This is a genomic window from Ruegeria sp. BHSC037 (assembly GCF_059613045.1).
On record NZ_JBXWRT010000010.1, the window covers coordinates 111,639 to 124,320 of the forward strand.

At 62.9% G+C, this 12,682-nt stretch carries 13 protein-coding genes; 6 read left to right on the forward strand and 7 right to left on the reverse strand.

What is annotated here, in order from left to right:
- The first annotated feature begins 65 nt into the window (after positions 1-65).
- The gene (locus tag AC2FMN_RS11635; protein ID WP_496688312.1) at positions 66-2,822 is read left to right on the forward strand and encodes an Rne/Rng family ribonuclease; all 2,757 of its coding nucleotides are present in this window, start codon (positions 66-68) and stop codon (positions 2,820-2,822) included.
- 43 nt (positions 2,823-2,865) lie between these two features.
- On the opposite strand, the gene AC2FMN_RS11640 is transcribed toward AC2FMN_RS11635, so the two are convergent.
- Positions 2,866-3,099 carry a sulfurtransferase TusA family protein gene (locus AC2FMN_RS11640; protein WP_496679907.1) on the reverse strand — a complete coding sequence of 78 codons (234 nt, stop codon included), beginning with the start codon at positions 3,097-3,099 and terminating at the stop codon, positions 2,866-2,868.
- A gap of 105 nt (positions 3,100-3,204) precedes the next feature.
- Between AC2FMN_RS11640 and AC2FMN_RS11645 the strand changes: the two genes are divergently transcribed.
- The 4 genes from AC2FMN_RS11645 (at position 3,205) to AC2FMN_RS11660 (ending at position 7,550) form a co-directional block, all read left to right on the forward strand.
- Entirely contained in the window at positions 3,205-3,957 is a 753-nt protein-coding gene (locus AC2FMN_RS11645) for a cytochrome c biogenesis CcdA family protein (RefSeq protein WP_496679909.1), read from the forward strand.
- 78 nt (positions 3,958-4,035) lie between these two features.
- On the forward strand, positions 4,036-5,250 hold the full coding sequence (locus tag AC2FMN_RS11650) for a hypothetical protein (RefSeq protein WP_496688314.1): 1,215 nt from the start codon (positions 4,036-4,038) through the stop codon (positions 5,248-5,250).
- Entirely contained in the window at positions 5,247-6,596 is a 1,350-nt protein-coding gene (locus AC2FMN_RS11655; protein WP_496688315.1) for a cytochrome P450, read from the forward strand. Before AC2FMN_RS11650 ends, AC2FMN_RS11655 begins: the two co-directional genes overlap by 4 nt.
- Positions 6,597-6,668: 72 nt before the next feature.
- Positions 6,669-7,550: a fructose bisphosphate aldolase gene (locus tag AC2FMN_RS11660; RefSeq protein WP_496688317.1), complete on the forward strand. Its 882-nt coding sequence runs from the start codon at positions 6,669-6,671 to the stop codon at positions 7,548-7,550.
- A 2-nt stretch (positions 7,551-7,552) separates the two neighbouring features.
- Here AC2FMN_RS11660 and AC2FMN_RS11665 read toward each other — a convergent pair whose 3' ends face one another.
- Genes AC2FMN_RS11665 through fumC form a run of 4 tightly spaced genes read right to left on the reverse strand, consistent with a single transcriptional unit; the run spans position 7,553 to position 10,004 of the window.
- The gene (locus AC2FMN_RS11665; protein WP_496688318.1) at positions 7,553-8,155 is read right to left on the reverse strand and encodes a DNA-3-methyladenine glycosylase I; all 603 of its coding nucleotides are present in this window, start codon (positions 8,153-8,155) and stop codon (positions 7,553-7,555) included.
- A 51-nt stretch (positions 8,156-8,206) separates the two neighbouring features.
- Positions 8,207-8,437, reverse strand: a complete 231-nt coding sequence (locus AC2FMN_RS11670) for a ribbon-helix-helix domain-containing protein (protein WP_496679917.1) — start codon at positions 8,435-8,437, stop codon at positions 8,207-8,209.
- Entirely contained in the window at positions 8,434-8,610 is a 177-nt protein-coding gene (locus AC2FMN_RS11675) for a DUF4169 family protein (protein ID WP_496679919.1), read from the reverse strand. The genes AC2FMN_RS11670 and AC2FMN_RS11675 overlap by 4 nt, the downstream gene beginning before the upstream one ends.
- Positions 8,610-10,004 carry a class II fumarate hydratase gene (fumC, locus tag AC2FMN_RS11680; RefSeq protein ID WP_496688320.1) on the reverse strand — a complete coding sequence of 465 codons (1,395 nt, stop codon included), beginning with the start codon at positions 10,002-10,004 and terminating at the stop codon, positions 8,610-8,612. The genes AC2FMN_RS11675 and fumC overlap by 1 nt, the downstream gene beginning before the upstream one ends.
- A 210-nt stretch (positions 10,005-10,214) precedes the next feature.
- On the opposite strand from fumC, the gene AC2FMN_RS11685 reads away from it, so the two are divergent.
- Positions 10,215-10,775 (forward strand): hypothetical protein, encoded by a 561-nt coding sequence (locus AC2FMN_RS11685; RefSeq protein ID WP_496688321.1) that lies wholly within the window; start codon positions 10,215-10,217, stop codon positions 10,773-10,775.
- Positions 10,776-10,799: 24 nt separating this feature from the next.
- On the opposite strand, the gene AC2FMN_RS11690 is transcribed toward AC2FMN_RS11685, so the two are convergent.
- Together AC2FMN_RS11690 and chrA are read right to left on the reverse strand one after the other, a co-directional pair.
- Positions 10,800-11,270, reverse strand: a complete 471-nt coding sequence (locus tag AC2FMN_RS11690; RefSeq protein ID WP_496679924.1) for an SspB family protein — start codon at positions 11,268-11,270, stop codon at positions 10,800-10,802.
- 76 nt (positions 11,271-11,346) lie between these two features.
- Complete coding sequence (chrA, locus tag AC2FMN_RS11695; RefSeq protein WP_496688323.1) at positions 11,347-12,600, reverse strand: chromate efflux transporter; 1,254 nt, start codon at positions 12,598-12,600, stop codon at positions 11,347-11,349.
- Between the last annotated feature and the right edge of the window lie 82 nt (positions 12,601-12,682).

The window sequence follows — 12,682 nt, forward strand, 5'->3', positions numbered from 1 at the left end:
CCCAGATGCGCCTGTCCGCCTGGACAGGTCAGGACAGCGCGTTTGGTGCGGTGCATCAAGGACACATGGCAAAGAAAATGCTTATCGATGCCACCCACGCGGAAGAGACCCGCGTCGTGGTGGTGGACGGAAACAAGGTCGAGGAATTTGATTTTGAGTCCGAGAACAAACGCCAGCTTGCCGGCAATATCTATCTAGCAAAAGTCACGCGCGTCGAGCCTTCGCTGCAGGCGGCCTTCGTGGATTATGGCGGAAACCGCCACGGATTCTTGGCGTTTTCCGAGATCCACCCGGATTACTACCAGATCCCGGTCGCCGACCGCGAAGCGCTGATGGAAGAGGAACGGGCCTATGTCGAGGCGCTGAAGGCGCGTGACGAGGCGGATGAAAGCGGTCCGAAGAAACGCCGTTCGCGGTCGCGGTCCAAGGCGGCGTCTGCCAAGTCGGATGACCCGGTGGAAACCCTTGAGGTTTCCAGCGAGCCGACCGGCATGGAAACCATCGACCTCGACGTGGATGGGAGCATTGCGGACCTGCCTGTGCCCGAGGGCACCTCGCCGATGGAGACGGTGGCAGAGACGCCCGTTGAGGAGCCGGATGAACCTGCGGTGGATGAACCCGTCGCGGTTGGTGACACAGAAGCCGAGACCGACGCGCCTGCGATTCAGGTGGAAGCTGACGATGGTGAGAACGGCGCGGATGACGAAGCGCCCGCCAAGCCTGACGCAGCCGCCAAGGACGAGTCGATCGAGTCGGTGGCCGATGACGACGACAGCGAGGATATACGGCCGCCGCGCAAGCCGCGTCCGCGTCGCTACAAGATCCAGGAAGTCATCAAGGTGCGCCAGATCCTGCTGGTGCAGGTCGTCAAGGAAGAGCGCGGCAACAAGGGCGCGGCGCTGACGACATATCTATCGCTGGCGGGCCGCTACTGCGTGCTGATGCCCAACACCGCGCGTGGCGGCGGCATCAGCCGCAAGATCACCAACGCCGCGGATCGCAAGAAGCTGAAGGAGATCGCGTCGGAGATCGACGTGCCCAGCGGCGCGGGCCTGATCATCCGGACCGCGGGTGCCAAACGCACCAAATCCGAGATCAAGCGCGACTATGAGTACCTGCAGCGGTTGTGGGAGCAAATCCGCGAGCTGACACTAAAGTCGATCGCGCCGGCGAAGATCTACGAGGAAGGGGACCTGATAAAGCGGTCGATCCGGGATCTGTACAACCGCGAGATCGACGAGGTTCTGGTCGAAGGCGAGGCCGGGTACCGCATCGCCAAGGACTTCATGAAGATGATCATGCCGTCGCACGCCAAGAACGTGAAACGGTACGAGGACCAGCTGCCGCTGTTCGCGCGTTATCAGGTGGAAAGCTACCTGAGTTCGATGTTCAACCCGACGGTACAGTTGAAGTCGGGCGGCTATATCGTGATCGGCGTGACCGAGGCGCTGGTGGCCATCGACGTGAACTCGGGCCGGGCCACCAAGGAAGGCTCGATCGAGGAAACCGCGCTCAAGACCAACCTCGAGGCCGCCGAGGAAGTGGCACGCCAGCTGCGCCTTCGCGATCTGGCCGGTCTGATCGTCATCGATTTCATCGACATGGACGAGCGCAAGAACAACCTGGCCGTCGAGAAACGCCTGAAGGACAAGTTGAAGACGGACCGTGCGCGTATCCAGGTAGGGCGGATTTCGGGCTTTGGTTTGCTTGAGATGAGCCGACAGCGCCTGCGCCCCGGCATGCTCGAGGCAACCACGCAGCCTTGCCCGTCGTGCCACGGCACCGGGCTGATCCGCTCGGACGACAACATGGCGCTGGCCATCCTGCGCCAGATCGAGGAAGAAGGCACCCGCCGCCGCTCGCGCGAGGTTCTGGTGCGCTGCCCGGTCAGCATCGCCAACTATCTGATGAACCAGAAACGCGAGCACATCGCCCAGATTGAGTCCCGCTATGGCTTGTCGGTCCGGGTCGAGGGCGACGTTCATCTGGTCAGCCCCGATTTCTCGATGGAGAAGTTCAAAACCGCGACCCGGGCGGTGCCCGAGGTCTCGGCGCCGGTGGTTTCGGCCTCGGCGTCGTTGATGGATCTGGTCGACTCCGAGGAGGAGGCCGTGGACGATGCCGACGCTCAGGAGACGTCCGAGGAGGAGGCAAAGCCCAAGCGCAAGCGTCGTCGTCGGCGTCGCAAGAAGAACGGCGGAAATGCCGAGCAGCCCGAGGGCGCCCAGGCCGAGAACAAATCCGACACCGTGACGGAAGATTCTTCGGCGGAAGAGTCGGAGGACGCCGTTACCGCCTCTGAGGACGGTGCAGGGGACGAGACTGCCGAGACGGAACAAGCAGCCGAGGTGGAGAAGGCCGAGGAGGAAAAAATCGCCAAGCCGAAACGGCGCCGGGCACCGCGGCGGAAGAAGACCGCCGAGGCCGAGGTGGCAGCCACTGAGCCGACCAATGAGAGTGAAGCCGGAGAGAATGCTCCGGCGGCGCAGGAGGCTCTGTCCGAACCGGCTGTTACCGATGAGGGGGCGTCAAACGAGACGCCGACTGCTGAGGTTCAGGACGAGACCGATACCGCAGTGGCGGAGGCACCGAGTGAGCCGGTCGTTTCGGAGGAAAGCCAGGTTGAGGCTGTCGAAACCGTCGCCCTGTCGCCCGCCGAAGCGGATGCATCACCTGCGGACCAAGGCGTTGACGCGACCGAAACACCCGCTGAGCCCGCAGAGGAGGCGCACAGCGGCGCGGTCCTTGAAGTGGCTACGGAACAACCCGCGCCCGCCCCGGCCAAGCCCAAAAAACGCGGGTGGTGGTCGCTGGGAAGCTGAACGAAAAGGCGGGCCAATCGGCCCGCCATTTTTTCTTAGGGCATCACGCGTTTTTTCGGATCAGATAGACTTGGTGATCGGGCATGTCCTGTCGCCCAACAAGTTCGTGACCGGATTCCGCGCAGAAATGCGGAACATCGACGACGGCGGCCGGATCATCGGCCAGCAGGCGCAGAATAGACCCCGCCGGCATGGATTTCAGCCTTTTGCGGGCTTTCAGAACGGGCAGGGGACACAAAAGGCCCAGCGCGTCAAGGGTTTCGGCTTCATGAGTCATGTGCCTCAGATATTTGCCGCGAAGCGCTCTGTCCAGCATGCAGCCACGAGGATGTGACCGAATGGCCCCGTGACGCGGCCGTTCGGATACCCTATCTGCAGTGTCATGTTCGGAATCGATATCATCGACGCGGGGCTGCTGCCCGCCATGTTCATCGCGCTGGTCGGCGGGTTGATCAGCTTTCTGTCGCCCTGCGTGTTGCCGATCGTGCCGCCCTATCTGGCCTATATGAGCGGCGTGACCATCCACGAGATGCAGGATCAGGCGCAGGCCCGGCGCAAGGCGACCCTGTCTGCGCTGTTCTTCGTGCTGGGGCTGTCGACGGTGTTCCTGCTGCTAGGCTTCACGGCCTCGGCCTTTGGCGCCTTCGTGCTGCAGAACCAGGAGCTGTTCGCTAAGGCCTCGGGTCTGGTGGTGATCGTTTTCGGCCTGCATTTCCTGAACGTGTTCCGCATTCCGATCCTGGACCGTGAGGCGCGGGTCGAGACCGGGGACGCAGGCGGATCGGTCTTCGGGGCTTACATCCTGGGGCTGGCCTTCGCATTCGGCTGGACCCCGTGCATCGGTCCCCAGTTGGGCGCGATCCTGTCGCTGGCCGCGTCCGAGGCCTCGGTAGCGCGGGGTACGCTGCTGCTGGGCGTCTACGCCGCAGGCCTGGGCATTCCGTTCCTGCTGGCGGCGATGTTCCTGAACCGGTCGATGTCGGTGATGAACAAGCTGAAGCCGCATATGGGCACGATCGAAAAGGTCATGGGTGGCCTGTTGCTGGTGGTTGGCATCATGCTGGTGACGGGCCTGTTCAGCCAGTTCAGTTGGTGGCTGCTGGAAACATTCCCGGCGCTGGCCACTCTGGGCTGACGCGGCGCCCGGCCGCGATGATCGGGCCTTACCTTGGCCACACCGCTGCGCTAACCTGCCTGCAACAAGGGCAGAGGCATGAGCAGTCAGGTTCCGCAATCTGGGGTACAACGACGCCGGGTGTTCTATATCCCCGGCTATGATCCGATCCATCCCCGCCGCTATCGCGAACTCTATCGGAAAGAAGGGCGCACGCAATCAGGGATTTCCGGGTATCAGTTGGAGGTCTCGGCCAAGACGGGCGATGGCCCCTATGGGTGGCTTGTCCGGTCGGTGCAGGACGGGGCCGAGGTGCAGACGGATGTTGAGGTTCTGGTCTGGTCCGACATCGTACGCTACAGCATGGACAGCTCGATACCGGCGACCTATCGGCAATTGCTACGCACGGCGTGGGTCTACATTTCGACCGGCACGCTGTGGCGGCTGATGGGCTTGCGCAAGGGCCCGGTGATCGCTGCGCTTTATCCGGTGGGGATGTTGCTGGTGCAATTGGCGGCGGCAGTGGCGCTGGGATGGGGCCTCGTGGCGCTACTGTTCCCGTGGGTCGGGGTTTTGGCGCTTCTGCCAGCGCTGGCGCTTTTGGTGGTGGTCCTGCGCTGGTTTCGCAAGATCGACAACCGTCTGTTCGCCTATTACCTGATGCACGACTATGCCTATTCAGCGCGGCTGCGCGGGGAAACGCCGCCTGAGTTGCAGGCCCGGTTGGACGAATTCCGTGCCACTATCGCGGCGGCTCTGCATTCGCCGGTCGATGAGGTTCTGGTGGTGGGCCACAGTTCCGGCGCGCATCTGGGGGTTTCGGTTCTGGCCGACATGCTGCGGCGGGGCGATGTGCCGCCGGATGGCCCCGTCCTGTCCTTCCTGACATTGGGGCAGGTGGTGCCTATGGTGTCATTCCTGCCGCGGGCCGATCGGTTGCGGGCCGACCTGCAGCTGCTGTCGCAGACCGAGCAGTTGACATGGATCGATGTCTCGGCGCCCGGGGATGGCTGCGCGTTTGCCTTGTGTGATCCGGTTGCGGTCAGCGGCGTTGCCGGGCCCGGCAAACGCTGGCCGCTGGTTCTGTCAGCCGCTTTCACGCAAACCCTGTCGCCCGAACGCTGGGGAGCTTTGCGCTGGCGGTTCTTCCGTCTGCATTTCCAGTATCTTTGCGCGTTCGACCGGCCGGGCGACTATGATTATTTCCGCATCACCGCCGGGCCGCAGACATTGGGCGCGCGGTTCGCCGAGCGCGCCCCGTCGAAGTCGCGGATCGAGCGGGCGGTGTCCAAATACCGAACGGTGCGCGCATGACCCCGCCCAAGCCGCCCGTCAGACCTGACAAGGTATCGCTGTGGCAATACCTGCGTCTGTTCCGGCGTGACATCCTGTCGGCCCAGCCGCAACGCCTGTACCGCGCCTGGATGGCCGAGTTCCGGACCCCATTCTTCCGGTCCTATCTGATCAACCAGCCCGAACTGATCGACCGGGTTCTGAAACACCGCCCCCAGGATTTCCCGAAATCCGGCCGGATCAGCGAAGGCCTGCGGCCCTTGTTGGGCCAATCGGTATTCCTGACCAATGGTGCGACCTGGGAGCGCCAGCGCCGCATCATCGACCCGGCCTTCGAGGGCGGACGGCTGAAGCAAACCTTTCCCGCGATGCTGGCCTCTGCCGAAGCTTGCGCCGAACGCCTGCGCGACAAGACAGGCGTACCGGTCGAGATCGAGGAGGTCACCAGCCATGCCGCCGCCGATGTGATCTTTCGGACCCTGTTCTCAGTGCCGATCGAGCACGAGATCGCCGCACAGGTGTTCGAGAAATTCCGCGCCTATCAGCGGCAGCAACCGCTGCTGAACCTTGCGGCTTTCGTGCCGCTGCCCGACTGGGTGCCCCGGTTCCACGCGCGCAAGACCCGCCGTGCGGCGGCCGAAATCCGCGCCTTGATCGCCCGCCTGACCCGCGAGCGGGCCGCGCAGATCGCCTCCGGCACTGCGCCCGACGATCTGGCCACCAAGATCATGACCACGCCCGACCCCCTGACCGGACAGTGTTTCAACACCGACGAGATGATCGACCAGGTCGCCATTTTCTTTCTGGCCGGGCACGAAACCAGCGCTTCGGCCTTGGCGTGGGCGCTGTACCTGATGGCCGCCTATCCCGACTGGCAGGAACGCGTGGCCGAGGAAGCTGGCGCGCAGGACAAAATCAGCTTTGCCAGCATGTCCATACTGCGCATCAGCCGCGATGTGTTCCGCGAGGCGCTGCGGCTCTATCCCCCGGTGCCGATGATGGTGCGCGAGGCCACATGCCCCGAACGCTTCCGCGACCGCGACGTGCCCAAGGGCGCGCAGATCGTACTCAGCCCATGGCATCTGCACCGGCATGAACGGCTGTGGGAAGACCCCGACGGCTTTGACCCGGCCCGCTGGGCGACCGAAAACGGCAAAGCCTGCCAGCGTGCGGCGTTCATCCCGTTTTCGGCCGGGCCGCGCGTCTGCACCGGGGCGGGGTTTGCGATGGTTGAGGGGCCGTTGATCCTGTCGATCCTGCTGCGCCGGTACCGGTTCGAACCTGTTGAGGGCCGCACCCCGGTACCGGCGGCGCATCTGACGGTCCGGTCGCGCGACGGAATCTGGCTGCGCGTGGTTGAGCGCTAACAAACTATCATCGCCCCGCGCCATGCTGTATGCGATTGGAAAGGCGGAATCATTACTGAACGGGAAAGTGTTATGTCCAAGGCTGAACAGCGCGAACAGATGATCAACGGTGCGGGCTTCATCGCGGCTCTGGATCAGAGCGGCGGCTCGACGCCCAAGGCGCTGGCGCTGTACGGGGTACAGCCGTCCGACTATGGCTCGGACGAGGAAATGTTCGCCGAGATCCAGAAGATGCGCGCCAGGATCATCCTGGCCGATGACTTCACCCGCGACAAGGTGATTGGCGCGATCCTGTTCGAACGCACGCTGGGCGAGGAAATCGAGGGCCGCAAGGTGGCCGATTACCTGTGGTCGATCAAAGGCATCGTGCCGTTCCTCAAGATTGACAAAGGGCTAGAGGACACCGCCAACGGTGTGCAGCTGATGAAGCCCATCCCGGGCCTGGCCGAGACGCTGGCCAAGGCCGAAGGCGTGTTCGGCACCAAGGAACGTTCGGTCATCCACGAGGCCAATGCCGAGGGCATCGCCGCCGTGGTGAAACAGCAATTCGACGTGGCTCGCGAGGTGATCGCGGCCGGCATGGTCCCGATCATCGAGCCCGAGGTGAACATCAAGTCGGACACCAAGGCCGAAGCCGAAGAGATCCTGCAAGCCGAAATCCTCAAGAACCTCGACGAGTTGGGCGAGGGGCAGGACGTCATGCTGAAGCTGACACTGCCCAACAAGGCCAATCTGTATGACGAGGCCGCCGATCATCCGCGTGTTCTGCGGGTGGTGGCGCTGTCGGGCGGTTATTCGACCGACGAGGCCTGTGACCTGCTGGCGCAGAATGGCAAGATGATCGCCTCTTTCTCTCGCGCGCTGACCGAGGGGCTGTCGAAACAGCAGTCGGATGCCGAGTTCAACGCGGCCCTGGGCAGCAATATCGAAAAGATCTACCGCGCCTCGGTCTGAGGTCAGACCGGTTTGGTGAATGAGCGGCGCATCTGCGCCGCTTTTTCGCGCATGGCGCAGCCGCTGGCGTGGTCATTCACCAGCCCCATTGCCTGCATGAAGGCAAACACCGTGGTGGGGCCAACAAATTTCCACCCGCGCTTTTTCAGATCCTCGGACATGGCGACCGACTCGGGCGAAGTCGACGCCGTCTGCGGCGCAGGAGGAGTCTCGGGCTCGAACCTCCAGACATAGGCCGCCAGTGAGCCGGTTTCGGCCACCAGCTCCTGAGCGCGGCGGGCGTTGTTGATCACCGCCTCGATCTTGCCGCGATGGCGGATGATGCCGGCATCTTGCAGCAGGCGCTCGACGTCCGCTTCAGAAAAGCCGGCCATCACGTTGAAATCAAATCCGGAAAAGGCTTTGCGGAAGTTTTCGCGCTTGGCCAGAATGATGCGCCAGCTGAGGCCGGATTGGAAGCTTTCAAGGCAGAGCTTTTCGAACAGGCGCTGGTCGTCATCCACCGGATAGCCCCATTCTTTGTCGTGATAGTCGAAAAACTCCGGCGCGGCCTGACACCAGCCGCATCGCGGTTGGCCATCCGGGCCGGTCACGAGATCGCGCATCGAATGTACCCTTTTTGTTCACAATCAGCCTAGACACCGACGGGGATCAGATCAAGGGGTGCGATCGGATGACCGGTACCAGTTTAGAACAAAGACACGAATGGCCGACGCCAGGCCGGTCTCGGGGTCGCGCGCCACATCAATTTCCGAGGCCAAAACATTGATCGGCATACCTTTTGCTTTGGCGATGTCTCGGAACGCCTGCCAGAACTCATCCTCGAGCGAAACCGAAGTGCGATGCCCCTTGAGGGTCAGCGAGCGTTTGACGGGCGGGCCGCTCATTCATCCAGCTCGTGATTTTCCAGATCTCGGCGAGCTTTGTCCGTACGGGCCTTGTCCAGCTGCTTTTCCGCTTTACTGCGCCCGAACGCCGCCGCGTTCCGGTCGGCGCGGGCCTTTTTCTCGGCCCGCGCCTTTTCCTTGCGATACCGGTTCAGATTGACCGGCTTGCCCATCAGTCCTTGGGCCCGATCATCTGCTCGGGGCGCACGACGGCGTCGAAGGTCGCCTCGTCGACGAAGCCCAGCTTGATGGCCTCTTCCTTCAGCGTGGTGCCGTTCTTGTGGGCGGTTTTGGCGACCGTGGTGGCGTTGTCATAGCCGATGGTGGGGGCCAAGGCGGTCACCAGCATCAGCGATTCCTTCATCAGCTTGTCGATGCGCGCCTCGTTGGCCTTTATGCCCAGCAGCATGCGCTCGGTGAAGCTGTCGGTCGCGTCGCCCAGCAGCTGGATCGACTGCAGCAGGTTGTAGGCCATCATCGGGTTGTAGACGTTCAGCTCGAAATGGCCCTGGCTGCCGGCGAACTTGATCGCGGCGTCGTTGCCCATGACGTGGGCCGCGACCTGGGTCAGCGCCTCGGCTTGGGTCGGGTTGACCTTGCCCGGCATGATCGACGAACCGGGCTCGTTTTCCGGCAGGATCAGTTCGCCCAGACCCGAGCGCGGCCCCGAGCCAAGGAAGCGGATGTCGTTGGCGATCTTGTAGCAGCTGCCCGCGACCGTGGCCAAAGTACCCGACAGGAATACCATCGCATCATGGGCGGCCAACGCCTCGAACTTGTTGGGCGCGGTGACGAAGGGCAGGCCGGTGATTTCGGCCATGTTGGCCGCAACGGCCTCGGCCCAGCCTTTCTGGGTGTTCAGCCCGGTGCCGACGGCGGTGCCGCCCTGCGCCAGCTCGTAGATGCCGGGCATGGCGGCGTTCACACGGGCGATGCCCTGACGGATCTGGTGGGCATAGCCGCTGAATTCCTGGCCCAGGGTCAGCGGGGTCGCGTCCTGGGTATGGGTGCGGCCGATCTTGATGATATCTTTGAATTCTACCGACTTCTGCTCTAGCCCGGCGGCCAGCTTTTCCAGCCCCGGCAGCAGAACGTCGCGCACGCTCATCGCGGTGGCGATGTGCATCGCGGTTGGGAAGGTGTCGTTCGACGACTGGCCCATGTTGCAGTGATCGTTCGGGTGCACCGGGTCCTTCGAACCGATCACGCCGCCCAGAATCTCGATCGCGCGGTTCGCAATGACCTCGTTGGCGTTCATGTTCGACTGGGTGCCCGAACCGGTCTGCCAGACGACCAGAGGGAAATTGTCGTCGAACTTGCCCTCGATCACCTCTCCGGCGGCCTGGATGATGGCGTCGGCGATGCGTGCGTCCAGCTTGCCCGTTGCCTTGTTCCGCATGGCGCAGGCCTTCTTGACCACGCCCAGCGCGCGGATGATGGCGACGGGCTGTTTCTCCCAGCCGATGGGGAAGTTCATGATCGAGCGCTGCGTCTGCGCTCCCCAGTACTTGTCGGCCGGAACCTCGAGCGGGCCAAAACTGTCGGATTCGGTGCGGGTCTGAGACATCTGTCACTCCGTCTGGTATGCAGTCGCATGCCGTTTAGCCGCAGCCACGCCGCGGCGCAATCGGCCAGTTGCGCGCACCTTAATCTGATGGGCAGAAAAGGTATAGCCGGGCGAGGTGCGTCATTTTTCTTTCGGGTCGTCGGTCCATCTGTCATTGTGCCAGCAGCCCGCGTGTCTAGAATGCGAAGGGCGGGAAGCGGAGAGGTCGGGATGTTTCGTTTGGGGCTGAAAAAATCACAGTTTGCGCAGATGCGGGTTTGGGCGGCTGTCGTGGCGATGCTGATCGGAGTTCAGGCCAACGCGGCGGATATCGGGCCCTTTGTCGGTGACTATGTCGGGTCGGCCCAGGTCGTGGATGCGGACGGAACCGCGACCCCGCGCGACATGAGCGTGCGCATCTCCGAAACCGATGACGGGTTCAATGTCAGTTGGACAACAGTGACATATAAGGCGGATGGCCGGGTGAAAGAGCAGTCGTTCTCGGTTGACTTCCGGCCGTCGGACCGCCCTCAGATCTATTCTGCGGCAATGAAGCGCAACGTGTTCGGCCACGAAGTGCCGCTGGATCCAATGAAGGGTGAACCCTTCGTATGGGGCCGCATAGTCGGCGACACGCTGACCGTGTTTTCCCTGTTTATCGACCACGAAGGCGACTATGAACTGCAGCAATATGACCGAACGCTGGCCGAAGGCGGGCTGAACCTGTCCTTCTCGCGCTTCAGCGACGGGCGCGAGGCGCGGTCAGTGGATACGTTCCTGCGCAGGAAATAGCGTTTCAGCCCTACAATCGGCCGATCAGGGCTGTTTGCGGAAACTGTCCAGCGATACAATGTCGGCGTCGTGGTGCGGCTTGTCCTCGGGCTCGACTTCGATCGAGTCTTCTTCGGTCGCCGCGATTTCCTCTTCGTCTTCTTCGGGGCCTTCGAAGCGCAGCCCGAATTCGACCGACGGGTCCACGAAGGTCTGGATTGCCGCAAAGGGGATATACAGCGGTTCGGGCGAATCTCCGAAATTCAGCGTGATGGCAAAGCCGTCGTCATCGACGCTCAGGTTTTCGAACCAATGCTGCACCACGATCGTCATTTCATCCGGGTAGCGCTGGCGCAACCAGTCGGCAATTTCAACACCGGGTGTGCGGGTGTCGAATGTGATGAAGAAATGATGCGCCCCGGGCAGCCCCGACTCCGAGACCCGTTGCAGAACGGTCTTGATCAGGCCGCGCATTGCGGTGTGCATTAGGTTGCCGTAGTCGATGCCTTGCGACATGTCTTGTCCTCGAAAGTGGTTGCCCCAAGCATAAGGGATTCGGGCGGAAACGAAAGGCCCGGCAGCGCCGGATTGTTCAAAGAAAATGCAGGGCCAAACCTGCTGCGGCCATGGCGGCCAACGCGACCCCGAAACCAGATTTCAGTCGGAATATCAACAGCCCGGCGGCAACTGTCAGTGCAAGCGCCTGAAAATTCAGGCTGGATGGAACGGGTATCGGGATCGAGACGGGGCCAAGGCCGTATCGGGCCACGTCTGCAAAAATCACGTTCAGCGCGAACCACACCGACAGGTTGAGAATCACCCCGACGACAGCCGCCGAGATTGCGCTCAAGGCGCCGGACAAGCGCGGGTTCCGGGCGATGTGATCCAGATATGGGGCCGACAGGAAGATCCAAAGAAAGCAGGGGACGAAAGTCGCCCAAAGTGCGACCGCGCCTGCGGCCAGGGCCAAACCGGGGCCACCGGCGATCTGACCGGTCAGCATGGCCACGAATTGCGTCACCAGGATCAGAGGCCCCGGAGTTGTCTCGGCTAGGCCCAGCGCATCGATCATCTGGTCGGCCGAGATCCAGCCATGCTGCGCCACCACCGTCTGGGTCATGTAGGACAGCACCGCGTAGGCGCCCCCAAAGCTGACAACCGCGAGTTTGGCAAAGAACCAGCCCAGATCGGCCAGCAGCGTCTGACCCGACGCCGTCAGCAGAGCCAGCGGCAAAAGCCAAAGCGTCATCCAGACCAAGGCGGTGCGTATCGCGTGCCTTTCCGCTGGGAGCCGACCCGGATCGTACGGCGGATGTGTCGTGCGGGACATAACGTACCCCCAACAACCGGCCGCCAGGACGATCAGCGGGAAGGACAGGTTTAGTGCAAAAATGGCCAGAAAAGCCAGCCCCGCGATAACGCGAGACTGCAGCCCCGAGAGGGTCTTGCGCGACAGGTTGATCACGGCCTGCAGCACGATTGCAATGACGGTCGCCTTGACACCCAGAAAAGCCGCCTGGACAGGCGGCAGGTCGCCATAGGCTGCATAGAGCATCACCAGCGCAGCGATCACGATTGCACCGGGCAGAACGAAAAGCGCGCCCGCGATCAGCCCGCCGGGCACGCCGCGCAGGCGCCAGCCGGCATATGTGGCCAGTTGCATCGCCTCGGGGCCGGGCAGCAGCATGCACAGCGACAGGGCGCGCAGAAATGTCTGTTCGTCCAGCCAGGCACGGCGGTCCACCAGTTCCCGGTGCATCAGCGAGATCTGGGCGGCCGGCCCACCAAAGGACAACACTCCGATACGGCCGAACACCCGGATAAGATCCGCGACCGAGGGGCTCATCCGCAGGCCATGACCGAGGCGACTGCCGGAGTGCCGAGGGTCGGCGTGCGCAGGCGCGTGTGCTCAAGCAGAGGCCGCATGC